Annotated in this window: 23 protein-coding genes, 2 tRNA genes and 1 pseudogene; 8 read left to right on the forward strand and 18 right to left on the reverse strand. The window is 62.5% G+C overall.

Annotated elements, in window-relative coordinates; genetic code table 11:
• Window positions 1-3,099: autotransporter-associated beta strand repeat-containing protein (locus tag Q7U29_RS03345; protein ID WP_304738402.1), on the reverse strand; the 3,099-nt coding region annotated here is incomplete at its 3' end.
• A gap of 187 nt (window positions 3,100-3,286) precedes the next feature.
• On the opposite strand from Q7U29_RS03345, the gene Q7U29_RS03350 reads away from it, so the two are divergent.
• On the forward strand, window positions 3,287-5,026 hold the full coding sequence (locus tag Q7U29_RS03350) for a winged helix-turn-helix domain-containing protein (RefSeq protein WP_304738405.1): 1,740 nt from the start codon (window positions 3,287-3,289) through the stop codon (window positions 5,024-5,026).
• Between the two features lie 96 nt (window positions 5,027-5,122).
• On the opposite strand, the gene Q7U29_RS03355 is transcribed toward Q7U29_RS03350, so the two are convergent.
• Both Q7U29_RS03355 and Q7U29_RS03360 read right to left on the reverse strand, forming a co-directional pair.
• A tRNA-Gly gene (locus tag Q7U29_RS03355) sits at window positions 5,123-5,196 on the reverse strand.
• 329 nt (window positions 5,197-5,525) lie between these two features.
• Window positions 5,526-5,714, reverse strand: a complete 189-nt coding sequence (locus tag Q7U29_RS03360; RefSeq protein WP_304738407.1) for a hypothetical protein — start codon at window positions 5,712-5,714, stop codon at window positions 5,526-5,528.
• A gap of 306 nt (window positions 5,715-6,020) precedes the next feature.
• Here Q7U29_RS03360 and Q7U29_RS03365 point away from each other — a divergent pair, with 306 nt between their 5' ends.
• The gene (locus Q7U29_RS03365; protein WP_304738409.1) at window positions 6,021-6,416 is read left to right on the forward strand and encodes a YciI family protein; all 396 of its coding nucleotides are present in this window, start codon (window positions 6,021-6,023) and stop codon (window positions 6,414-6,416) included.
• On the opposite strand, the gene Q7U29_RS03370 is transcribed toward Q7U29_RS03365, so the two are convergent.
• Complete coding sequence (locus Q7U29_RS03370; protein ID WP_304738412.1) at window positions 6,417-7,148, reverse strand: FkbM family methyltransferase; 732 nt, start codon at window positions 7,146-7,148, stop codon at window positions 6,417-6,419.
• Window positions 7,149-7,828: 680 nt separating this feature from the next.
• A complete protein-coding gene (locus Q7U29_RS03375; RefSeq protein ID WP_304738415.1) occupies window positions 7,829-8,089 on the reverse strand; it encodes a hypothetical protein in 261 nt (86 codons plus the stop codon).
• 109 nt (window positions 8,090-8,198) lie between these two features.
• Here Q7U29_RS03375 and Q7U29_RS03380 point away from each other — a divergent pair, with 109 nt between their 5' ends.
• Window positions 8,199-9,140 (forward strand): DUF4344 domain-containing metallopeptidase, encoded by a 942-nt coding sequence (locus Q7U29_RS03380; protein WP_304738417.1) that lies wholly within the window; start codon window positions 8,199-8,201, stop codon window positions 9,138-9,140.
• A 60-nt stretch (window positions 9,141-9,200) separates the two neighbouring features.
• On the opposite strand, the gene Q7U29_RS03385 is transcribed toward Q7U29_RS03380, so the two are convergent.
• The 6 genes from Q7U29_RS03385 to Q7U29_RS03410 form a co-directional block, all read right to left on the reverse strand.
• Window positions 9,201-9,608: a hypothetical protein gene (locus tag Q7U29_RS03385; RefSeq protein WP_370691687.1), complete on the reverse strand. Its 408-nt coding sequence runs from the start codon at window positions 9,606-9,608 to the stop codon at window positions 9,201-9,203.
• A gap of 102 nt (window positions 9,609-9,710) precedes the next feature.
• Complete coding sequence (locus Q7U29_RS03390; protein ID WP_304738420.1) at window positions 9,711-9,995, reverse strand: hypothetical protein; 285 nt, start codon at window positions 9,993-9,995, stop codon at window positions 9,711-9,713.
• Window positions 9,992-10,795 carry a DUF2092 domain-containing protein gene (locus Q7U29_RS03395; RefSeq protein WP_304738423.1) on the reverse strand — a complete coding sequence of 268 codons (804 nt, stop codon included), beginning with the start codon at window positions 10,793-10,795 and terminating at the stop codon, window positions 9,992-9,994. The genes Q7U29_RS03390 and Q7U29_RS03395 overlap by 4 nt, the downstream gene beginning before the upstream one ends.
• A gap of 79 nt (window positions 10,796-10,874) precedes the next feature.
• Entirely contained in the window at window positions 10,875-11,291 is a 417-nt protein-coding gene (locus Q7U29_RS03400) for a hypothetical protein (RefSeq protein WP_304738426.1), read from the reverse strand.
• 31 nt (window positions 11,292-11,322) lie between these two features.
• The gene (locus Q7U29_RS03405) at window positions 11,323-12,555 is read right to left on the reverse strand and encodes an HlyD family secretion protein (RefSeq protein ID WP_304738428.1); all 1,233 of its coding nucleotides are present in this window, start codon (window positions 12,553-12,555) and stop codon (window positions 11,323-11,325) included.
• On the reverse strand, window positions 12,548-13,009 hold the full coding sequence (locus Q7U29_RS03410; RefSeq protein ID WP_304738431.1) for a hypothetical protein: 462 nt from the start codon (window positions 13,007-13,009) through the stop codon (window positions 12,548-12,550). The genes Q7U29_RS03405 and Q7U29_RS03410 overlap by 8 nt, the downstream gene beginning before the upstream one ends.
• Before the next feature lie 302 nt (window positions 13,010-13,311).
• On the opposite strand from Q7U29_RS03410, the gene Q7U29_RS03415 reads away from it, so the two are divergent.
• A complete protein-coding gene (locus tag Q7U29_RS03415) occupies window positions 13,312-13,767 on the forward strand; it encodes a hypothetical protein (protein ID WP_304738461.1) in 456 nt (151 codons plus the stop codon).
• A gap of 43 nt (window positions 13,768-13,810) precedes the next feature.
• Window positions 13,811-14,605, forward strand: coding sequence for a polyphosphate kinase 2 (ppk2, locus tag Q7U29_RS03420; protein WP_304738434.1), 795 nt, complete (start codon window positions 13,811-13,813; stop codon window positions 14,603-14,605).
• Window positions 14,606-14,672: 67 nt separating this feature from the next.
• On the opposite strand, the gene Q7U29_RS03425 is transcribed toward ppk2, so the two are convergent.
• Complete coding sequence (locus tag Q7U29_RS03425) at window positions 14,673-15,080, reverse strand: hypothetical protein (RefSeq protein ID WP_370691688.1); 408 nt, start codon at window positions 15,078-15,080, stop codon at window positions 14,673-14,675.
• A gap of 105 nt (window positions 15,081-15,185) precedes the next feature.
• The gene (locus Q7U29_RS03430; RefSeq protein WP_304738439.1) at window positions 15,186-16,865 is read right to left on the reverse strand and encodes a SulP family inorganic anion transporter; all 1,680 of its coding nucleotides are present in this window, start codon (window positions 16,863-16,865) and stop codon (window positions 15,186-15,188) included.
• A gap of 2 nt (window positions 16,866-16,867) precedes the next feature.
• Between Q7U29_RS03430 and Q7U29_RS03435 the strand changes: the two genes are divergently transcribed.
• A complete protein-coding gene (locus tag Q7U29_RS03435; protein WP_304738442.1) occupies window positions 16,868-17,212 on the forward strand; it encodes a hypothetical protein in 345 nt (114 codons plus the stop codon).
• On the opposite strand, the pseudogene Q7U29_RS03440 reads toward Q7U29_RS03435, so the two are convergent.
• The 3 genes and pseudogenes from Q7U29_RS03440 to Q7U29_RS03450 all read right to left on the reverse strand — a co-directional run.
• Window positions 17,178-17,426: pseudogene (locus tag Q7U29_RS03440) on the reverse strand (GntP family permease); the annotation flags it as partial. The gene Q7U29_RS03435 and the pseudogene Q7U29_RS03440 sit on opposite strands and share 35 nt — an antisense overlap.
• Window positions 17,427-17,439: 13 nt before the next feature.
• Window positions 17,440-19,644 carry a DUF3141 domain-containing protein gene (locus Q7U29_RS03445; RefSeq protein WP_304738445.1) on the reverse strand — a complete coding sequence of 735 codons (2,205 nt, stop codon included), beginning with the start codon at window positions 19,642-19,644 and terminating at the stop codon, window positions 17,440-17,442.
• A gap of 67 nt (window positions 19,645-19,711) precedes the next feature.
• Window positions 19,712-20,794 (reverse strand): AI-2E family transporter, encoded by a 1,083-nt coding sequence (locus Q7U29_RS03450; protein WP_304738448.1) that lies wholly within the window; start codon window positions 20,792-20,794, stop codon window positions 19,712-19,714.
• A 158-nt stretch (window positions 20,795-20,952) separates the two neighbouring features.
• Here Q7U29_RS03450 and Q7U29_RS03455 point away from each other — a divergent pair, with 158 nt between their 5' ends.
• On the forward strand, window positions 20,953-21,474 hold the full coding sequence (locus Q7U29_RS03455; protein WP_304738451.1) for a GNAT family N-acetyltransferase: 522 nt from the start codon (window positions 20,953-20,955) through the stop codon (window positions 21,472-21,474).
• Window positions 21,475-21,876: 402 nt separating this feature from the next.
• On the opposite strand, the gene Q7U29_RS03460 is transcribed toward Q7U29_RS03455, so the two are convergent.
• A tRNA-Tyr gene (locus Q7U29_RS03460) sits at window positions 21,877-21,962 on the reverse strand.
• A 217-nt stretch (window positions 21,963-22,179) separates the two neighbouring features.
• Here Q7U29_RS03460 and rlmB point away from each other — a divergent pair.
• Window positions 22,180-23,010: a 23S rRNA (guanosine(2251)-2'-O)-methyltransferase RlmB gene (gene rlmB, locus Q7U29_RS03465; protein ID WP_304738454.1), complete on the forward strand. Its 831-nt coding sequence runs from the start codon at window positions 22,180-22,182 to the stop codon at window positions 23,008-23,010.
• A 65-nt stretch (window positions 23,011-23,075) separates the two neighbouring features.
• Here the strand turns inward: rlmB and Q7U29_RS03470 are convergent, their stop codons facing one another.
• The gene (locus Q7U29_RS03470) at window positions 23,076-23,402 is read right to left on the reverse strand and encodes a hypothetical protein (protein WP_304738456.1); all 327 of its coding nucleotides are present in this window, start codon (window positions 23,400-23,402) and stop codon (window positions 23,076-23,078) included.
• Window positions 23,403-23,445: the final 43 nt, after the last annotated feature.

Genomic DNA, 23,445 nt, shown 5'->3' on the forward strand with positions numbered 1-23,445 from the left:
GCCGCTGGTGTCGGCGTTGACGACGTCGAAGGTGCTGCCGCTTCCGACCGTGACCGCGCCGAGAATGGAGCCGATTCCGGTGGCGCTGCCGAGCTGCAACGTGCCGCCGTTGATGGTCGTGCCGCCGATATAGGTGTTGAACCCTGACAGCGTGAGCGTGCCCGTGCCGATCTTGACCAGCGACCCGGCTAAGTTGATCCCGTCATCCGTGATTGCGCCGCTCACTTCGGTCGAACGATTATTGGAGCCGACCGTGAGTTCGTTATTTCCAAGGTAGAAGCCTCCGGCACCCGCAATCGAACCGGCGCTGACCTTGTTGCTGCCGTTGACGCCTGTGCCCCAGAAGCGGGCGACGCCATTGTTGATGATGGTCGCGTCGCCAGCCGTGGCGCGGTCCTGGAAATCCAACAGCCAATCGTTGGTAATTGTAGAGGTGCCGGCTGTGCTGTCGCCGAGAAACAGGAGTTGGCCAAGGCTGTTGTTGGTGATCGTCGCGCTGCCGGCACTGGCGTTGCCGCTGAACTCGATGTAGCGGTTGTTCGTGATGCTGCCGCTGCCGGCCGAGCTGCTGTTTTTAAACCAGGTATATTTGTCGTTCGTGAGGGTTGCGCTTCCAAGGGAGCTGGTCTGGAAGAAGTTGAGATTGGCCGCGTTGACAGTGATCGTGGCGGTACCCGCCGAACTCGCGCTACCGAAATTGATGCCGCCGTCGGCGCTGTTGAGGCTGATCGTGGCGCTGCCGGCGGAGCTCGTATCGTTGAAATTGAGGGAGACGGAGCCATTGACGGCGATGTTTGCGCTGCCGGCGGAGCTGGCGCCGAAGAACTGGACGAATCCGGCATTGGCGGTGATGCTTGCGTTGCCCGCCGTGCTGGTATTCCTGAAGTTCACCGCCGCCCAGTCGTTGGTGGTGAATTGCGCATTGCCTGCGGTGGACGTGTCGTAGAAATCGGTCCGGCCGAATCCGCCGTTGGTGAAGATCGCACTCCCGGCCGTGCTGTTGGCGTTGAACTGGACATAGCCGGGATTGTTGAAGGTCGCGCTGCCGGCCGTACTGTCGGCATTGAAATCGATACGGTTGTAGTTGCTGACGGTAGCACTACCGGCGCTGCTTGTCGTGAAAAAATTCAGGCTGCTGTTGTTGGTGATTTGCGCGCTGCCGCCGGTTGCGGTGTCCTTGAACTCGAGGAGGCTGTTGTTGACGATCGTCGCGCTGGCGGCCGAACTGCCGTTCTGGAAAGTGACGGTCTGGTTGTTGGTGATTGTGGCGTTGCCGGCCGTGCTCCCGTCAAAGAAATTGGCGTAGCCGGCATTGATGTTGAGCGAGCCGGCGCTGCTCGTGTTTCTGAAGTTCAGGGTCCCGGTGCTGGTGACGCTGGTACTGCTGGCATTCAGGTTGCCGTAGAAGGTGGTGACGCCGGCATTCGCGATGCTGGTGATGCCGCTGAGGCTGGTGTTGAAGAGCTCGAGTGCGGCGCCGGCACCGACGCTGACCGCGCCGAGAATCGTGCCCACGCTGCCCGCCGTGCCAAGCTGGAGGGTGCCGCCGTTGACCGTGGTGCTGCCCGTATACGTGTTCGCAGCCGACAGCGTCATCGTGCCGGTGCCGGTCTTGACCAGCGAGCCGCCGGTCCCGGAGATCGCGCCGCTCACCTCGGTCGACTGATTGTTGGAGCCGACCGTAAGCTCGTTGGCGCCCAGCAGATAAGTGCCGGGGCCTGCGATCGAGCCGGCCGTGAGCTTGTTATTGCCGGCGGCTCCGAGCGTGCCGGAGAAATCGACGAGACCGCCGGCATTGTTGGTGATGGCGGCGCTGCCGGCGTTGCTGGTGCCATGAAAGCGCAGGCTGCCGTTGTTGGTGATGGTCGCGCCGCCGGCTGAGCTGGCGTCTTCGAAGACCGTGTCGAAATGGTTGACGATGGTCGCGCTGGCGGCCGTACTGGAGTCCTCGAAGGTGATGCTGCCGGTGTTGACGATGACCGCGGTGCCGGCTGAGCTGGTGGACTGAAAGCTGAGGGTCCCGGTGTTGATGATGGCGGCGCCGCCAGCACTGCTGGAGTCGGTAAAGCGGAGCTGCGAACTATTGGTGATGCCGGCGGTGCCGGCGGTGCTGTCGCGATAGAAGACCATGACAGACTGGTTGGCGATGGTCGCATTACCGGCCGTGCCGCTAACGTCGAAGACGAGAGTGCCTGTGTTGGTGACGTTGGCGTTACCGGCGCTGGCCAGGCTGGTAAAGGTTATGCCGCCAGTGTTGGTGATGGTCGCGTCGCCCGCCGTACTGCTGTCAGTGAAGGTGATGCCGCCGGGATTGGTGATGGTTGCATTGCCAGCCGTGCTGTTGCCAGCGAAGGACATGTAATTGGCATTGGCGATGGTGGCGCTGCTGGCTGTGCTGTCTGCGCGAAAATCGAGGCCCCCGGTATTGGTGATGGTCGAGCTGCCGGCTGAGCTGCTGCTGTAGTAGAATAGAAGACCGCGGTTGGTGATGGTCGCATCGGCGGTCGTGGTGCTGTGGTAGAGATCGATAAGGCCGGCGTTGTCGATGGTGGCGTTGGCAGCCGTACTGGTGCCTTCGAAGCCGATGCTGCCGATGTTGGTGATCGCCGCGCTGCCGGCCGTGCTGCTGTCGCGGAAGTACGTGGTCGCGCTGTTGCTGATGGTGGCGGTACCGGCGCTGCTCGAATTGCTGAACTGGAGGACGCCCCCACTGCCGATGGGGGTGATGGTGGCACCTGCGCCGTTGACGACGATCCCCGCACCGTCAAGTATAAGCGTTTGACCGATCGTCAGGTCGTAGGCAGGCGCCCCCGCATTGAAGGTCAGGCCGCCGATCGTGGTCGTGGGGGTGGCCGTCGGTGCAATCGACAGGCTGGTGGTGTTCGACGCGCCGAAGGAAGCGGTGCCTGACGGCACTGTTCCCGTGCTCCAATTGGAGCCGGCGAGGAAATCGCCGCTACCGGGAGCGGCGAGCCAGGTCGCGCCCTGCGCGCGGGCGGGTGTGGCCGGCAGCGTCCAGGCCAAAGCCAGCGCCGACGATGTCAGCAGTGCGGCCCGCAGGCGGCGGGTCGCCGCGAAACAATCTTTCCCCGTCCTCATCCGCCGCCCCAACGCACGCTCCCGAGCCATCGACGGAATTCATCGCATTGGGCCGCAGGGGTGTCCTGATAAGGGACCGGCTAGCTTCTGAAACTTTCTGATATTTCCATTTCAGACCGGATTTTCGGGCATTTTCGACAGACTTCGGCTATATGAGCCGCCTTGAGAGACACTTTGGGGGATCATTTTGCTTCGTTTCGCCGGCTTCGAGCTGGAACCGCAACGCGCGGAGCTGCGCGGTGCCGATGGCACTCCGATCAAGCTCCGGCCCAAGACCTTCGAGATGCTACGGGTTTTCGCCACCAGCGGCGGCCAGGTCCTGAGTAAGCAGGAGCTCATGGAGGCGGTCTGGCCGAACGTCCATGTCGGCGAGGACAGCCTGTTCCAATGCATCCGCGAGCTTCGCACCGCGCTCGGTGATGACCAACGGCAGCTGATCAAGCTCGCCTCCGGCGGCGGCTATCTGCTGGCGACGGAGGTTGTGGCTGTGCCCGCCGCCGACCCAGCGCAGGCCGAGGGGACCCGGCCGGACTCGACCGGCGAGGTCGCGCCCCGGCCACCGGCCGAGGCCGCCGCGGTACCCGTGAAGCCACGGCGCGCCATGTTCGGTTTGAGCCGGCAGGCCTCGGTCGCCACCGTGGCCGGGCTCTGTGTGATCGTCATAGGGCTCGCGGTTGCCGCGCCCGCGCTGAAGCCGGACCTCCTGTTCAAGCGAACGCCGCCGCGCGTCGCCGTGGTGCCGATCGTTGATGCCAGCAACGATTCGCGCGGCGCGATGATGGCGGCGGAGGCGACCAGCCGCCTCACGGACGGTTTCGCGAAGATTCAGAACATCAGCGTGGTGGCGCCGCGCTCGTCGGCGGTGGCGGGTGCCGAAAGCGCCAGCGCGCCGGCCGCGTCATCGGATTATGAAATCCGCGGCGAGCTATTGCACAGCGATCAGTCATGGACGCTGCGCGCGCGCATCATCAAGGCGGGCACCGGCGAGGTTCAGTCGGTCGCTGCGACCTCGGTCAATGCGGACGAGGCCGACGCGCAGCTTCAACAGTCGCGGCTCGTCGCCGGCGTCGGCCATGTGCTTGCGCGGCGCCTGAATGAAATTCTGGAGCCGAGTGCAGCGCCCACCCACGCCCGTAGTGCTTCGGCGGCCGGCGACAAGGTCGCGATCGAGCAGGCCATCGCGTCGATCAACCAGACCACGCGCGAGCGTTTCGGCATGGCGCAGAGCATGCTGCAAAAGGCGCTCACGGACGATCCGCACAATCTCGGCATCGCGGTTGCGCTGTCTTCGTTGCAGTTGCGCGGCATCCAGTTGGTCTGGTTCAGTTCGGAGGAGGCGGTCGCGGTCGAGGCCAGGGCGAATGCGACGCTCGAGCGGGCATTGCGGTCGAAGCCGAATTCCATTCCGGTGCTCGAGGCCTATTGTCGCTTCCTCAGCGCGACCAACCATTTCGTGGAAAGTCTCGTCACCTGCGCCAAGGCATTGAGCTACGATCCCTGGAACGGATCTGCGCTCTATCTCATCGGTCTCGGGCAGATCTTTCTCGGCCGCTTCGACGATGCGCTCGCGACATTCCGGCAAGCCGATCGTTACGATACGCCGGAGGCCTCGCGCTGGACATGGTTGCTCGGCGCGGGATTGGCCAATCTTCTGATGGAGCGCAACGAGGAAGCGGCGTCCTGGCTGGAGCGCTCGATCGCCATCACGGCCGCGACCGGGCGCTCGCATATGCTGCTCGCCGTCGCCTACCAGAGATCGGGCCGGTTCGAGGGGGCGAAGGCGGCGATCCAGGAGGGACTGAGGCTGCGTCCCGGCACGACGAAGCTGAGCGTCTGGCCGCCGACGAAGAACTTGAGTCCGATGTATGTCGCCGCGGCCGATCGGGTAGTTCAGTCCATGGTGGACGCCGGATTGCCGGAGCAATGAATGCGGTGGCGACCTAACCACTCGCGTAAAGCAGCCCGTTTGTCAGAATGAAATCCGCCCTCTCGCCAAGTCTAAGAGCCAAGGCCATGAAAAGGCTGGAGCGGGTGAAGGGAATCGAACCCTCGTATTCAGCTTGGAAGGCTGCTGCTCTACCATTGAGCTACACCCGCGCTTGGCGATGAACTATCACGCCGTTTGGACGGCCTCAACCGCCAGCAGCCGATTTGGCCGGGTAAACGACATTTGTTCCACCGGCGCCACCCCTTAACACCGGCCGAATCCGTGCCTATACTGATGTCTCCATCAACGCAACGAAAGGAGGTGATCCAGTGTCTCTTACCAAGCGCTGTCACCTCGCTGGGATCGCCCGCTAGGCTCTAAACGGCCTGGCATCGGGGCGCTCTCAGCCCTGGACCAGCGAGTTCAAAAGTTGGAGCGCGACGGGAGCAATCCCGTCGCGCTTTGTTTGGCTCGCATTTATGGCCTGGAATTTTCCGGATCAGAAGCCGCAGACATTGACCGATCGCGGGCGCGGCCCGCGGCGATTTTCGATCATCCGCTCGCCGCCATTGCTGGCCGAGCTGCCATAATAGCGGTGATGGCCGGCAACATCGTGCCAATCGCCCGCCTGAGACGCCGCAGGAGCCCGCACACTATCGCTGATGATGGAAGCTGGCTTGCGTAACATGACCGTCTCCGTTGGTGGGGGCGCAGTTGCTGCGTTCTGTTCATCAGTCGTTAAGCCTGCGCGCCGCGTTCAAGGCCGGTTCCAATTATCGTGTTTCAGGAGTGTTTCGTCGGCAGCAAGCCGCCGACATACGACCCCGTTTCCAACGGGGCGGCGATTTGCAAAATGCCGCCTTGTCGGGATTGGCGTTATTGTCGGGATTTCCCTTGGCCAAACGTCCTCCGGGTGAACGCGTTCATCCCGGGCTGAACGCAACTGCGTTCAGGTGAACCCCGACCAGCCGATCCGGCACGCAAGGAGATACCGATGCTTTATGCCTTCCTGGCCTATCACGTCGAAACCGAGGTCACCTCCTGGACGCCGGAAGAGGACGCGGCGCTGATGGTCAATCTGAATCAGGTGCATGACCGGCTGCACCAGGAGGGTCGGCTTGGGCCGGCGGCACGGCTGGGGGCGACCCGGAAGGCCCGCACCCTGCGTGGCCCTGGCGCCGGAACGGTGATCGACGGCCCGTTTGCCGAGACCAAGGAGCAGTTGCTGGGCCTCTATGTCCTTGACTGCGCCAGCGAAGAGGCTGCCATCGAGGCCGCCCGCGACCTGCGTCGGGTCAATCCGAGCGCAGTTTACGAGATTCGTCCGGTCCAGCTTTATCTGCCCGGCGTCCCCTTCCCGGTGACGGAGGCTGCCAGCGACGCGGGGTGATCATGCCACGGCAAAGACAAAATTGTTGCAGTAACCCCTGCTCTTCCAGAACCATTCGCCGTGCTGGCGCTGGTGCACATCCGCATCGAATTCCGACAGCGGGAGCAGCTGGTCGCGGCAGATGAAGCTGCCGCGATAGCCGAGGGTCTCGAGCCACGCAAAAACATCCCCGACATGGCCGGGCGCGAGATGGCGGTTCTCGCATTCGAACACCAGCAGCGGCGCGTGCTGGCGCAGGATCCGCTCAGCGCCCTGGAGTACCCCGAGTTCGGCGCCCTCGACGTCGATCTTGAGCAGCGCGACCTTGTCGCTCTCGGCAAAATAATCGTCGAGCGCGACCACCGGCACCGACAGCGTGGTGAAGCTTGTTGCCTCCACTGCCTTCTGGGTCAGCGAGGCGCCCGGCGAATGGCCTGCCGGCACGAACAGGTCCTGCGCGCCGGAACGCGAATGGACCGCCTTGGCCTCGACCGTCACATTTTCGAGTTTCAGGCTGCGGCAGACCGCCGCTAGGCGCGCTGCGAATGCGGGCTGCGGCTCGAACGCAATCACCCTTCCGTCCCGGCACCAGCGCGACAGCCACCAGACAAAACTGCCCTTGTTGGCGCCGACGTCGCAAACGAGGTCGCCGGGCCCCACGTGCCGGCGGATGACATCGAATTCGCATTTCTGATCGCGGAACCTGGCCTTCAGCCCCCGCACCAGAAATCGTGCAATCTCGGCGAATGGCATCCGGCTTCGCGATCTCAGAGGGGGTGAAATTCTTGCGGGGCACCGTGGCTTGCCCAGCCGTAACGCCAAACAGAGCCCGCCTTCGCCCCATAGCGCGTCAAAGACGCGCGTAAACGCGCTTTAGGGGCGTCGGCGGGGCAGCCTTCGCTACGATATGGCTTGCCTAGCCGTAGCTGGCGGAGCCGGCGAAGGCTGGTGGGGGAACAAGGACCCGAACCTTCGAGGTCATACGACGGCTGATTTACAGTCAGCATGGGTCACACCAATCAGCTACCGAGATACGCCTTTATGGGAACCTAACTCGACTTAACTTCCCTTTCAATGTCAGATAGTTGGCGTTGTCCCCACTGTTCCGCCGCGTCCGACGGCCCTCGCGTCGACTCCGGGCCTCCCCCGCCGCACACGCGTCGTGGTCGGCGAGCAGGCGTTCGACGGTGACGACGATCACGGCGATGCTCCGCCGCCCCTCGAGATCGGCCGTGTGCTCGAGATCGCTCGGCTCGGCTGCATGCCGGAGCGGTCAGCACCGCCGCCTGAGCGCCAGCGTTGCGAACAGCAACGGCACGAAGGCCAGTAACCACAGCAGGGACTGCCGGATTTCCTTGAGCAGGAGATCCATGGGACCATCCGGCGGAACGCTCGCATTCCCGGCTACTTCACACGACCAGCGTTTTCTTCAGTCAGCGTCTGCCGACTCGATTGACCGGACCGCCGCGATTCATCGGTGTTCCCGCCCGCACCCCCACACCTGGGGCGCCTACGCCGGGTGTCACCACGGCCCGCGCGACCGGCCGCGGTCGCAGTACTACACCGGGCCTGACGACGCACCCGGCAGGATACGAAACATATTGGCAGTAAACCACGGCACTGGCCGGTTCAGTGCTTGCAGCCACGAGCCCACTTATCAGCAGCGCCGATGACAAGATCGATAGCTTCCTCATTTTGGCTTCCTCCGTTTCGAAGATCCAAAATGTCTCTTCGAGTGACCCGAACCTTGATACAAGTCAAAGAACAGCGTTCCGATTTGAGTGTCTCGACGGGAGGAAATTCATGCTGAGGCAAGTGGATCAATCTGCGCAACCTGGTCACGCATCAGCACCGGGGACGATATCGTGCGGCGGGATGGAGCGGAAGTTTGCAGCGATTGCCACAGTTCTGGCGGCGACGGGTCTGGCCCTGGCCGCGACCGGAAGCGCATACGCAGCCCCCAAGAGCATCCCCAACCAGGTCCGATACGAGTATGTGTCGCCGAAAAATCCGGAGCACCAGGCGATTCATGATCAGATGAAGCAGGGGCGCGCCCTCGAACACCTGCAGGAATTGCTTGCTCCGCTCCGCCTTCCCTATCCGCTGACCCTCAAGATTGCCGGCTGCGACGGAATCATAAACGCCTGGTACAACGATGAAGTCATCACGGTCTGTTACGAGTTGCTGGCGGACGTCCTGAAGAACGCGTCGACGCAGGATCTTCCGGTCGGCATTTCCAGGGCAGATACCGTGATCGGTCCGGTTCTCGATACATTCCTGCACGAAACCGGACATGCGGTTTTCAACATGCTGCAGATTCCCGTGCTCGGCCGGGAGGAAGATGCCGCCGATCAGTTCGCCGCCTACATCATGCTTCGGCTCGGCAAGGACGAGGCCCGCAGGATGATCCTTGGCTCCGCCTACCGGCACAAGGTTGATATGCCAGGATCGCGGGTCACCATTCCCCTCACATCGTTATCAGATGAGCACTCGCTGCCGGCACAGCGGGCGTTCACCATCCTGTGCATCGCCTACGGCTCGGACAAGGAGCTGTTCGTCGATACCGTCGAAAAGGATTTCCTGCCCAAACAGCGGGCCCAGGGCTGCGCGACGGAATACGAAGACCTCGCCTTTGCCATGACAAGGCTGATCGGCCCGCATATCGACAAACGCCTCGCCAGCAAGTTTCACGAAACCTGGGCACGAACCGTCGACATCAGACGCGCACGTCTGACCCGCCGATAGGATGCGCCAGGCGCAGATCGGTATCCCTCGCCCGCCATCGGCGAGATCGAGCCCGCCAGTCTACTTCAGGGAAATCTGGATGCTGCTGAGATTTGCCGCAAACTCCATTCCCGCCTTGGGCCCCCGCAGCACGATCCTCACCCCCTTTTCGTTTCCCAGTTCAACGCCTCCGGCGCCGCCGACAAGGGCGCCGCCGGCACCGACGGCGCTGTAGGTACCGGCAAAGTCGCTCAGCTGCCTGATGCCTGAAGCCCGTCCTTCCAGCCGGCTGACCGACGCTCCGGCTGTCACGCCGATGCTAAGACCGGACACTCTGAACGGGTAATCGCGACCGTGATACGTCAAAACGCCGCTGCCGCCGCCGGCACCCACCATCAGCCCGGCCTTCACCAGCTTGACCCGCACATGGCCAGGCGTCTGCGTCAGCGATGGTGTGGCGAAAACGACCACGGAAAAAAGCGCGATCAAAGCGATCCGAAACGTAGCCATGATGGCTGTCTGCCGCCTCCAGCGCAATTCTAGCGCGTCTTGCGCCGAAGCCAACCTCCTCACGCGTCCGGGGCGCCGCCGTCAGCAGCGGACCGCGACCCGACCATAGGCGTCGACAACCTCCACGCAGGACGGCGCATAGTAGGCCCCGGCTACGCCAGCCGCGGCACCGACCGCAACCGCACGCCGCGTGGTTCTCCGGGCGACGCCGGCATAGCTCATCGGCGTGAGCGGGCGGCCGATCCGCGCCTGGGCTTCGGAGAAGAACCCGGTTTCAGCGACCCTGCCGGAGCCATTCCAGGACAATCCGGCGGCGAAGGCGGCAATGACGGCCGCCAGCATGATAGTGTTGCGGAACGAAATCATTTCTTTGCTCCTGAGGGTGTACCGGGGGGAAGCTCGTCGAATTCCGCCATGGCGCCGGAATCCAGATCGACCTTGGTCGCGCCGGCGGGCGGCTTGAACACGAAGGTGTCAGCGTCCGCGAATGCGTCCGTCTTCCAGTCCCTGATCCGCAGCGAATATTGCGGCGCGCCGGCCAGCGTCTTGCTGGTGATTACGTACTTCCGCGGCAATGGCTTCGCACCGGTCTCGATCCAGATCTGCCAGTCGGTGTCCCGACCGCGGAACGCCAGATGCTCGCATTCGACGCCGTCGATGACGCCGAGGCCGATATGTTTGCCTTCCGTCGCGGTAGCCATCAGCTCGTCGAAAGCGTTCGAGAGCAGCAGATCGGTGCCCGGCATACCGACGCCTGACCTCGCCTGGATCGCGTCGATCATCCGGTCCACGGTGCCGGGGACGTCCGCCTGCACGTAGGATTTGGCGTTGTTGCCGTAGATCGAGAGCGCCTTGCCGTCATAGACCAGCTCGACGTCGGCATAGCCGCCGGTGCGCCTGACGCGCAGTTTGTCGGGCCGGCTCAGCTTGATCTGGCCGGAGCTGGCGAACTGGATCTTCTGCAGCTCGGGGGTAATGATCTCGACGTCGCTGTCGAACGAGGCGGACAGCGACTTCTGGCCGCCGAGATAGTCGGTCATCGACTTGAGTATTTTGGCCGGATCATCGGCGCGGGCCGCCGACGATGCCGCAAGCAGGACAACTGCCGCCGTAGCCGCGCCCAACATCGCGCGGGTCCTGGTTCGAAAGAGCGTTGCACGTCTCATCTTGATCCTCCCGGTTTGGAAGCCTATTCAGTCGTACCCTCAGATTGCTTTGCTTGACATGAATCAAGCCTTGCCCTCGCTAGAGCGACGGACAGCGGTGATATCTGATTTCCATTTCCTCGATTCCTGGAAAAAGCCGCACCACGCTGTTGGCATCCAGTTCCTTCAGGCTGAACTGAACGGTCGACAGCATGATATCGGTCGCGCAGGCGGCAATCAGGTTGAGGTTCGCCCCGTTCTCCTTCCTGGTCTTGATCCTGCACCGCGCGAACTTGCCGACGATCTCGTCACCGTCGACGATGAAACCACCGCCATAGACGTCGGACATTTCCGTGAAGCCGACTTTCGCGCCCTTGCGCACGAACACTTTCGTGCATTGGTCCGCGTTGGTGGCCCAGGCGCCGTTCAGATCGAGGGCCTTCGCTCCATCCGACAGGGCAAGCAGTGAGCCCAGCAGCAATGCAGCTGAGGCCGTGAGCTTCCGTGACCTGGTCATGCTTCTCTTCTTTCCAACTATTCCGTTCTGATCAGTGGCCGGTCAGCACCAGCGTCTTGACCGGCAGCAGCACGGCCTGGATCCGCAGCAGCAGGGCATGCACAAGTCCCGTCGCATCGACGACATGCAGCCAGGTGCTTTTCGCTGTGCTGAGTTTTCCGGAGGCGATCAGCTCGTGGTTGCTGGTATAGGCATTGGCGATACAGGTGCTGCCGGGCGTCACGCCTTCCAGCCCGCCCTTGTACAGCGGCTCCAGGAAGACCAGAATCGTTCCCGGGCGCGCAACGTTCTGCGGGTCGATCAATTGCTCGCCGCCCCTGAACTGTCCGGCCGCGATGTAATTCTGAACGTTGGTGACCACCATCGGGATGATCACCCAGGGTTTCGAGATACAGGTGGCCTCGGCCACCATTCCAACCTTCATGACCTGGCCTTCGATCTGGCCAAATCCAGCGGTAAGCGCGCGTTGTCCCGCGCCGTCCGGAATCAGGACGCCGGCGGGCCGCATCATCGGATTGACGATGTCGCCGGGGCGCAGCAGGAACTGTTCGACGCGTCCGTTCACGCCGGCCCGAATATAGGTCTTGTCCAGATCAACCTGCGCTTCGGCGAGCGCGGCCTCCGCACTGGCCTTCTCCGCCGGGATGAGCGCGGTGACGCGGACCCTCGCCGACTGCCTGGCGGCGGTTGCGGCATCGAGGGAACCCTGGCGGCCGGCGACGACGACCTGAAGCTTTTCGATGTCGCGTTGCGGAACGATGCCCGGGTTACGGCGCTGCAACTCGGTCTTGACGTCGAGTTCGTCCTGGGCCTGCTGCAGCGAACCCTTGGCTTCCTGGAGCTGGCCCTCCGACTTGAGGACATCGGCCTCCGCCGCCAGCATCGAGGCATCGATCTCGGCGATCTTGCGCCTGGCCGTTTGTAGCGCCGCCTGCTGCTTTGAATTGTCGAGCCTGAAGATCACGTCGCCCTGCTTGACCGGCGCGCTGAAATCGACGTGGACCTCGGCCACCCGGCCAATCGTTTCGGTAACGATCGGTACTGTGCGGAAGAACATGTTTGCCGACGTCGTCGACGGATGAAAGTAAAAAATCATCGTGATCAGCGAGATGGTCAGCATCAGGCAGGTGACGAGGCCGTATCGCAATTCGTACCAGACGGAAAACAATGTGATCTCGCGTCCGATGCGCTTGCCTTGCACATAGCGGCGATAAAGATAGTCCGGCAATACCGTCACGAGCGAGCAAAGGATGATCTCAAGCATGGCCCTGCACCTCGCTCTTGACAGTGCGGACCGTCGCCGTGTCTTCTTCTTGAGCAGCAACCGCCTGAGCGGCGCCTGCGCTTGCGATATCGGACTCTTCGGGTGCAGGCGGAACACCGGCTAACTTATCGACCGATCCCGCGATACGGCGCAGCGGCGTGAGGAAATCGGGTAAATCGATCAAGGCAAGAAAAAGCCCGATCACCCAATACAGATGGTTGTGGGTAAAAAGGGAGAGCAAGCACAGCACCGCCACGATTTCGAATTGCAGCTTTTTCGATTTGTGCGCCATTCGTTCCGGCAAGCTGTGCAAATGCAGATACAGATTGCCGACGCCCAGAACGGCGAGAATCAGGAAGATACCGATGCCGATCATCAGATAGTCGGTGTCAGCCGGACCGACGATGAAGCTTGGCAGATGATGCGGTGCGGCGGGGTGAAGCGGCTCGGTCACGCAAGGCTCCATTCTGAACCGACAAGCGCGGCATTCCGGGAAAAATAGTCGAGAAACATCCAGTTCTCCGGTGGGTACGCTCGCCACTTACTACCATGGAATTCGCCGCAGCTTCCCGGCGCGAGGCAGAAACGCAGATGATGCAAGCCCATCCGAAAAATCTGCAGGCTCAAAATGCTCTCCTCGCGCGGACAGTGCGTATCCCGGTGCGGATTTTCTTGATTTGGATCAAAGTAACAGCCTTGGGCGAGCCTATCTTCAAACCAGCGCCGGAGCAAAGCAGAATTCAGGAGCCGCGAACCATGCCCCCCAGCATCGACGATCTCATTCCCAATGCGAAGAAGATCCAGCAGGACGCCGCCCTCAAGGAGGCCGAGAAGGCGGAGCAATACGCGCGACTAGCGGCCGCGGCCGAAGCCGAGAAGCAGGCCTTGATCGACCGGCTTGCCCGTCCCTCCGGCAAGTCCGAGGAGGAGAAGGTTCAACTCGCCTCGACCGTCATCCAGCGGGCAGTACGGAACGGATTGACGGAAGTGCAGGTGTACCGGTTTCCCAACACGCTCTGCACCGACAAGGGCCGTGCCATCAATCAGCAGGAGCCGGGCTGGGAAAACACGTTGATGGGAATTCCGAAAGAGATATTCCAGCTCTGGACCGACTACCTGAAACCCCGGGGCTATCGCATCAGCTATCAGATCGTCGATTTCCCGGGAGGCGTCCCCGGCGACATCGCCATCACCATTTCCTGGGGCGACTGACGGCAGGTCTGCCCCGCTTTGCCTGAAACAACGGACGGTAAACATGTCAACCGATGAAGCACGGATGAAGCGCAAGGCCTATGAAAAGGAATTGCGCAAGCTCCAGGTCGAGCTTTGCCATCTCCAGCAATGGGTAAAGGCGAAGAACCTGCGGGCGATCATCCTGTTCGAGGGACGCGATACCGCCGGCAAGGGCGGCACCATCAAGGCCATCACCGAGCGAGTGAGCCCGCGGGTATTCCGGGTAGTCGCACTGCCTGCGCCTTCCGACCGCGACAAGAGCCAGCTATTCTTTCAGCGTTACATGCAACATTTCCCGGCCGCGGGAGAAATCGTGATCTTCGACCGCAGCTGGTACAATCGCGCCGGCGTCGAATATGTCATGGGCTTCTGCAGCCCGGCGGAACACAAGCGATTCCTGACGCTTTGCCCGCAAATCGAAAAATACATCGTAGAGGCCGGTATCATCCTGATCAAGGTCTGGCTTGAAGTCGGCATGGAGGAGCAGGAAAAGCGCTTCGCCGCTCGCATCGACGATCCGTTGCGGCAATGGAAACTAAGTCCGATGGACGTCCAGTCGTTCGATCGCTGGTACGATTATTCCAGGGCGCGCGACATGATGTTCAAGGCAACCAGTTCGAAGCATGCCCCATGGTACGTCATCCGCTCGGACGACAAGCGTCGCGCCCGGCTCAACTGCATTTCCCATGTACTGAAGTCGATACGTTACAAGCGCATATCGCCCGAGCGGGTCAAATTGCCGAAGCGATCGATGAAGGGTCGGTACGATGACGCCGCAACCCTGCGCCGGATGACGTTTGCAGAAGAGCGGTACTAGAGAGCGGTACTAGCCGCCCTGTCGGGAGCCGGCCGGACCGCGGATCACGCGGCCCGGCCGCGTTCGTCTATTTCAAGCGTATCGTTACGCCGCCGACCGCAGCCGATACTTCGGCGCCGACCTTCGGGCCGCTGAGCTGCAGGATGACGCCGTTGGCGTTCTGCAATTGTACGCCTCCCGCGCCGGCCGCCACCGCGCCGCCAGCTCCCATCGTGCTGTATGTTCCCTGGATCGAAGCCGGTCCCCTCAAATTGAGTGCGCGGCCGACAAACTTGGTGGTCGAGGCTCCGATCGTGAAGCCGACGCTCATGCCGGAGACGGTGAACGGATAACGCTGGCCCCTGAGTACCAGCACGCCCTCTCCGCCGCCGATGCCGATGACGAATCCGCCCTTGGTAAAGACGACGACCACCTGGCCGGTTTCGGCACGCGATGGCGTGCTGAAACCGATCGCTCCCGCAAGCAGGGCAAGCATGGCCACTTTCCAACCGAATTTCTTCATGACATTTTCCTTTTTACAGGACACAGAACGCCTCGACCTATCGTGCCTCTCGCCGCTCTGCCGCTCCATTGATCCAAGTCAAGGGTCAGACTTGCCCGACATCAACCCTCCGTCGCGGCCCTCGCCCAGCACGCTGTCGAGCGTCCGGAGCCACTCCCCACTGTCCGTCTTCTCTGCCAGTCCCTCGGCCCGCAACAGATCGCGCAATTGCGCATGGGCGCCGACGATGCAGAACGCCACATGACGCGACGCCAGCTCATCGTGGAGATCGTGCAACATGCGCGCCCCTGCCAGATCGATATAGGGGGATGCCGAGAGATCGCAGACAACCAGCCTGACGTCATGCGACTTTTGCAACGCATTCAAAACCGTCTCCAGAATCGTCTCGGCATTGATGTAGAGCAGCGAGGCTTCGGGCCGGAACGCGATGACGCCGACCAGCGGCTCCACGCCCTCGTGCCTGGCACTGTCGGAATAGCGGCCCGTCCCGGGTAGCCGCCCGAGGAACGCGATGTTGGGCCGCGACGCCCGGCCGAGCAACAGAAAGATGGAAGCAAGCGCGGCAAGCAGGACACCTTGCAGGATTCCGAGCAGCAGCACGGACACCAGCGCGATCGCGGCCGCATAGAAGTCGATCCGGCTCACTCGCCACATCCGAAGCAACGCGCGGACGTCGACCAGCTTGTAAACAGCGATAAAGACAACGCCGGCCAGCACCGCCTTGGGAAGGTTGGTGAGGACCCCCGTGAAGAAGAGCAGGCAGAGGGCGAGGGCCATCGAGCAGAACACCAGTGCCAGCGGCGTGCGCGCGCCGGCCGTGTCATTGACGGCGGATTGTGATAAGCCGCCGGCAACCGGGTAGCCGGAACCAAAGGCGACGGCGAGATTGGCGGCTCCCAGCCCCAGAAATTCCTGTCGGACATCAAGGCTGTATCCATGCCTGGCGGCAAAACCCCGTGCCGCCGAAACACCTTCGATATAGGCCAGCAACAGGCAACCGGCCGCGATCGGAAACAGTTCCTGAAACTCCAACATTCCGAAGCCGGGCAGCTGGAAAGCCGGCAGGCCTTCCGGGACCTTTCCGGTGACGGCTACGCCCATGGACGGAAGCCCGAACAAGGTTGCGATCAGGATCGACAAGGCCACGACGGTGAGCCCGACCGGCCGGCCCGGCAACAACCGCTCACCCAGCAGCAGGAGCAGGATCGCAACAACTCCAATGGCCAAAGCCAGCAGATGGATATCGCCGAGCTGGCCCGAAATCCGGATCGCCCGGTCGAAGAAGTTGTGGCCGCCGCCGGTGACTCCCAACAGGCTCGGCAACTGGCTCATGATGATGGTGAGCCCGGCCCCCGCCTTGAAGCCGACCAGAATGCTGTCGCTGATCAGTCGCACGAGAATGCTGAGCTTGAAGACCCAAGCGATCAGGCAAAGCACCGCTACCGCGCATGCGGCGAGGCCCGCGATCTGCGCGTATCGGATCGGGTCTCCTCCGGCCAGAGTCCCGAGGGCGCCGGCCATCATCAGCGAGATCGCCGAGGTCGGACCGACCGCCAGTTGGCGCGATGATCCAAGCAGCGCATAACCGATGCCACCGAGCATGTAGCCGTAAATGCCGACCTGGGGCGGCAAACCGGCAAGGCCCGCATAGGCCAGCGACACCGGGATCGCATAGGCGGCGAGCGTCACTCCGGCGATCGCGTCATGGCGCAACCATGAACCTTGATATTCTCCAAGCCAAGTGAACGGCGGAAACATCCGTGTCCAACCCGTTCGCCGCACCGAACGCGACTTCATATCCGCTCCTCGTTGCGTTCCCCGTCGCAGCGCAGCGGGACGATCAGCAGAGCCACTACCGGCGATCATCACCGCCCACGCCCATAGCCGCTGCCACCGCGGCAATGATTGATATGGATCAAGCCTTTTGCAAGTTCCCTGAAATCCAATCAGCGTGCGTTCGAACAGGCACGGGCGGAAATGCGGCCATGGATACTATCAGTGCGATCATCGCCACGGTTCCGGATGTCTTTCTGCTGCTGGCAGTCGCCATCGGCACCATTCCCGGCCGCATCAAGATTCGCCGCTCAAATAAAGCACCGCGATGACAACCAACACTGCCGCGGTTTTCGTCAACGTGATCACGAACACGTCCTAATAGGCCTGTCGGCGGGTCAGGCCCGTCGCGGCGAGCAACGTGATGACGGCCCCGTTGTGAGGCAGCGTGTCCATGCCGCAGCTCGCTATGGCCGCTATCCGATGCAACACGGTGACGGCTTCGTTCACCAGCGGATTGGGTATCGCCTTGAGCGGATCTCCCATGTTAACGGCCACGCTACCTTTTGTGAACGAGGCGTAAGTCCGATTGCCCCGGTGCATCCACGCCGAACAGCTCGGCAACATGCTTGAGACGCTTGTCGACCTCGCCGGAGATTTCGGCACTGGCAGATAGCACCTCGCGGATTGCGGCGAAGGCCGCGCGACGATCGTCGGCGTTGTCGGGCAACAATTTCGGAATCGCGGCCAGCGCTCCCTGCCGATCCAGCAGAAGCATGAAGAACTGTTCGCGGACCAGCATCTTGAACTCGGCCAGCGGCAGCCGCGCACCGGTGTCGCTGCGGCGGAGGCTGCGCAGCGCTTCAAGGCTCCGTTCGTCGACCATTCCCCTCGCCGACCCGACATACAGCAGGCCGCGAATGGCCGCTTCGCGCAGGCCGCCCTCGGCAATCCTGGATTTCAGCTCGGAGATCCTCTTCTCCAGCATCTCGCGGTGTGCGGCCGACATCTCCTGCCGGCGCGACAGGGAGGATTGCGGATCGATTCCAACGGCGGCCTGCAGCGCCGGCGAACCGTAAATCGCGAGGAAAGCCGCCTCGCTGAGCGCCTCCTGCGAATCACGCCAGGCGTCCAGCGCATGCACGATCTGCTTGGAGAACTGTTCCTGGAACACCATGAACGGATTGTCTGTCGAGACAGGCTTGCGCTCCTCGCTCACCTTTTCCGCCAGCGACCCCACCGCAGGCATGAACGGATTACGGCTGCTGAAAAGTTCATACTGGAGCCGTAGCGGATGCAGATTGCGCATCGACTCCGCCATTTGCGGCGTCACCAGGCCCTTGATCCAGGGCTGGAGGAACTTCTGGTAGGCGGCGAGATTGATTTCCGACACGCGCTTGGCGGCGGCAAACCGCCGCTCATCCTCGGGCGAATTGCCGCCCATGGCCCTGATATCGTCGAGTGTCCGGGCCTCGCAGCGCATTACCCATTGGCCGACGACCATATCGGCGCTCGCGGTATCGTCACCCTTGGCCTCGAAAGTCGCCTCATAGAGACCGGGCGGCAGCACATCGATCAGATCGATGTTGCTGGAGAACTCCGCATGCTCCTTCTTGGCGATGCCGCCGGAAACGAAGATGCCGAGATGACCGACGCTTTCGTGAACCGTGTAGACGATCGTCTGCCCATAGGCCCTGATTTCATCGACATCGGCGTAGAGATCGAGGATCCAGTCCAGCGCCTGTTGCGGCGGCGTGATGTTGTCGCCCCTGGAGCAGAATACCAGGATCGGCGATCTGATCTTGCGCAGGTCGACCGTCTCACCGTCGGACATCTTGATCCGGCCGGCGGCGAGGTTGTTGCCGACGAAGAGTTCATCGACGATGAACTGGATCTCCTCGGCATTCAGATTGACATGTCCGCCCCACCAGCGTTCGAATTCGAGGTATCGCTCGGCCTCGGTATCCACCTTCGAGTAGACGTTGTACTGCTTGGTCCACAATGTGTTCGCAGGATTCTGGCCCTCGAAGTTCTGCACCAGCCAGGCGCCGTCGAACTTGCCGGCTCCGAGATCGCTGGTCAGCGCGGTGAGCCAGCTTCCTCCCAGCAAGCCGCCCGAATAGCGCATCGGGTATTTGCCGTGCACGCCGGCCCAATAGGCAAGCGGCGCGCCGGCGACGATGATGGGTCCGAACAGTTCCGGCCGCAGCGATGCCAGGATCATGACGGCCCAGCCGGCCTGGCAATTGCCGATCACGCAAGGCTTGCCGTCGGCCTGCGGATGGCGGCTGATGACCTTCTCGATGAACAGCGCTTCGGCGCGCGCGATGCGCTCGATCGTCTGTCCGGGCATCGGCTCCGGCAGGAAGCCGATGAAATAGCAGGGATGACCCGCTTTCATCGCGACGCCGATTTCGCTGTCCGCCTTGAACCCGCCGATTCCCGGGCCATGCCCGGCGCGCGGATCGACCACGACGAACGGCCGCCGGTCCATATCGATTTCGACGTCCTTGGGTGGAATGATGCGCACCAGCGCATAATTGACCGGCTCATCCAGCTGGCGACCGTCGACGATCAGTTCCGCGGCATACTGCAGGACGTGCGGTGCCGTTTGAGCGACCTGTTCCCGGTACTGATCGCCGCGCCGGCGCATGACGTCCAGGAACAGGACGCTCCGCTGCCCCGCATCCATCATGTATTCTACCGCCGAAGCGACGAGGCCCGACATGGGGCCGCCCGGCAGCGTTGCTTTGTCCATCGACATGTTTCGTCCTCACTGTCCCCTTCATTGAAGGAACCGCGCCCCGGCGAACGTTGATTTAGGTCAACGTTCAGAGCGACGATGATGGCGCGCTGGTGCGATCGGCGCGTATCCAGGCCACCGTCAGCTCCCAGGCCAGCGAAAGAATGATCGGGCCGATGAACAGGCCGACAATTCCGTGCGCGAGCGTTCCCCCGATCACGCCGAGGAAGATGACGAGCGTCGGCGTGGTCAGGCCACGCCCCATCACGAGCGGTTTCAGCACGTTGTCGAGAATGCCGACGACGGCCAGAAACAGCGTCAGCAGCAGCGCCGTGGTGAAATCCTTGTCGGTCCAGATCCAGATGATCACGGGAAACAGGACGATGGCCGCGCCGATCTGGACGATGGCCAGGAACATGACCACGAAGGCCAACAGGCCGGCGCTGGGAATGCCCGCCAGCTTGAAGCCGACACCGGCCAGCAAGGACTGGATGATCGCGACGCCGATGACCCCCTGGGACACCGCACGGACGGTTGCACCCGCCAATTCCAGAAAATGTTCGCTCTGCTCCGGAACGATTCGATAGAGAAAGCTCCTGCCCGCCGCCACCAGTTGCGCGCCATTGGGAAAAAGAAAGCCGGCCAGCGCCACCGACAGCAGGAACTTGAGCGTTCCCAATCCGGCACCGCCGGCGAAGCCGAGCATGATGCCCGCCAGCGGCTTCAGATGGGGAGCCACCTCGCGCAGGGCCGCGCGAATGTTGTTGGATGCCTGAATCCAGAACTCGTAAAGCTGCGGACCGAACAGCGGCCAATCCTTGACGCCCTCCGGCGGAGATGGAACCACCAGATTGCCGGCACCCAGATTTGCGGCGAACGCCTTCAACCCATCCACGGCATTCAACCCGAGCCAGGTCGCGGGCCCGATGACGATCCCGAGATTGATCACGGTGAGAATCGCCGCCGCGAGCTTCGGACGACCGCCCAGCAGCCGGGAAAGCAGACTGAAGGCCGGATGGAGCGCGACGGCGAGCACGATGCTCCAGGCCAGGATCGGCACAAAGGGGCGGATGAGATAGAACGTCCAGTAGATCAGGAAAGCGAGCAATCCGAGCCGGATCACAAGCTGGATGACGTCGTCTCCTGGCAAATACTGTCGAAGGGTTTTCAAGGACGCGCCTTCATCTTGGGGCTGGCCGCTTGTCGTCAGGCTACCTCCCGCTCTCGCACAATGGTTTTGATCCATATCAACTGTTCGCAAGCTGGCTCCGCCTTCATCGGTGGACGCCGGTCGAGGCCGGCGCCTCGTTGTCCCGCAAATGAGGTCGAATGTCCGAGGCCATTAACTACACCGCACGCGAGCTTCTCCGCGATGGCAGTGAAATCGAAATCCGCGCCCTTCGGCAGGAGGACGAATCTGACATGCTCGCTGCCATCGGGCAGACCAGTGCACAATCGCTGCAGCGCCGCTTCTTCGTCATGAAACGCCACTTCTCGGACAGGGAGCGCGCCTACTTCATGGACATCGATTTCAAGAAACATGTCGCAATCGTCGCGCTGACGGATGGAGCGGACGGCAAGGCCATCGTCGGATCCGGCCGGTATATCGTCTTCGAGCCGGGGCGAGCCGAGATGGCCTTTGTCGTCATCGATGCCTGGCAGGGAAAGGGCGTCGGCTCGATCCTGATGCGCCATCTCATCAAGATCGCGAGCGATGCCGGACTGCAGGAATTGACGGCGGAAGTCCTGCCCGGAAACGCAGGGATGCTGAAAGTATTCGGAAAATTCGGCTTCAAGCCGGTCTCGCGGCGGGACCCCCAGACAATCCATCTCGCGCTCAAGCTCGCCTAGAGACCGCTTCCGCGCCTGAAACAGAACGAAGAGAGAACCCCATCGACCCTCCCGCGCAACAGGAATCCTTGGGTCAATCAAGGATTTCGCGCCGAGGTGTAGAATTCCGTATCGAAATGCAGGAATCCGAATTCCGGGGCCGTCAGGTGTAAAAATCTTCGCCTCGGTGTTGAATTCTTCAATCCGGCGGCGACGGGCGTAAAAATCTTCAACGTCGAAAATCCAGGGGCCCTGGATCGAAAAACACTTACGGCGGTCGAAAATCGCCTATTCCAGCCGGCTCAGATCGAAAATCTGTTACGGCACCTTCCGGCGTCCGTGACCCACCTGTGACCCACCCTCGCCCGGCCGCGAAGGTGTTAGGGTGCCTAAGAAATTCTATAGCGACGCCAGAGGCATAGATGGTGGGGGAAGAAGGACTCGAACCTTCGAAGTCATAAGACGGCTGATTTACAGTCAGCTCCCTTTGCCACTCGGGACACTCCCCCGCTCAACAGCATCGTAACCCACCCGCCGAAAATGGCGGCACGAAGGTCATGGATGACGTTAAAACCGGGCGCCGATGGCGAGCTCCCGGTTGGCGCGTTTATGGGGGAAACGGCCCGGCAAAGTCAACCAAGGCGCCCCCCTTAATCCGGGCCGCCAGGGCCCGGCCCGCCAGGGGCTCAAATTGCGATTATTCGGAACCCGTGACACAAGCCTGCCATGAGCGATCGTGATCGAAAACCGCGCTTTCAGCGCGGAGGCGGCAAAGGACCCGACAAAGGGCGCCAATTCGGCCGCCGTGGCGGCGGGCGCGACCGCGAGGCGAGCCCCGATGGGCTGGTCATTCTGTATGGCTGGCACACGGTAGCGTCGGCGCTGGCCAACCCGCAGCGCCAGATTCGCAAGCTGTGGCTGACGGAAAACGCCGCAAAACGGCTGGCCGACGACAAGATCGACCTGCGCGTCACCCCCGAAATCGTCCGGCCGGACCTGATCGACAACAGGCTTGGCCCGGACGCCGTGCATCAGGGTCTGCTGGCGGAGGCCGAGCCGCTGGATTCGCCCGATATCGGCGACCTGCCGCAGGAGGGAATCGTCCTGATACTCGACCAGATCACCGATCCGCACAATGTCGGCGCTATCCTGCGCTCGGCGGCGGCCTTCGCGGTCAAGGCCATCGTCACCACGGCGCGGCACAGCCCCGAAGCCACCGGGGTACTCGCGAAATCCGCCTCCGGCGCGCTGGAACTGGTGCCGATGGTGACCGTGACGAACCTGGCGCGCGCCCTGAACGAGTTGAACGACCAGGGTTTCATGACCGTCGGGCTCGACAGCGAGGGCAGCGAGGATCTCGGCGCGATGATATTGCAGCAGCCGCTGGCGCTGGTGCTGGGCGCCGAGGGCCAGGGCTTGCGGAGATTGACGCGCGAGACCTGCAGCGCGGTGGCGCGGCTCGACATGCCCGGCGAAATCAAGAGCCTCAACGTGTCGAACGCGGCGGTGCTGGCGCTCTATATCGGCGCCAGCAGGCTCGGGCTGATGGGCAAGTAATTCACAGCACAACGCCCGCTCGCGTGATGCGAACGGGCGTCGATATCTTCAGGACAATCCCTGGATCAGTAGCGGTGGCGACCGCCCACGCGCGCTGCGCCATGGTAGGCGCCATGGCGCACGCCGTAGTGACCGACACGCGGGCCGTAGCCGTGCCGCACGCCGTAGCCGACACGGGCGCCGTAGCCGTAACGCAGGGCCGGACGAACGCCATAGCGGTATCCGGCGCCGTAGCCGACACCGTAGCGCGCGCCGTAATACGGACGAGCGCGATAGCCGTCGTAATAGGGGCTACCGTAGGACACCGAGGTTTCCTGATAGACCGGCCGCGGCGCCCAGTTGCCCGGGCCGGTATAGGTCGGGCCCTGGTTGACGTAGTAATACTGGTGCACCGGATCGGGCAGCCGCTCACGGGCCCAGCCGCCGCAGCCGGTG

Origin of the sequence: Bradyrhizobium sp. (assembly GCF_030654605.1) — a bacterium.
Classification (GTDB): Bacteria; Pseudomonadota; Alphaproteobacteria; order Rhizobiales; family Xanthobacteraceae; genus Bradyrhizobium.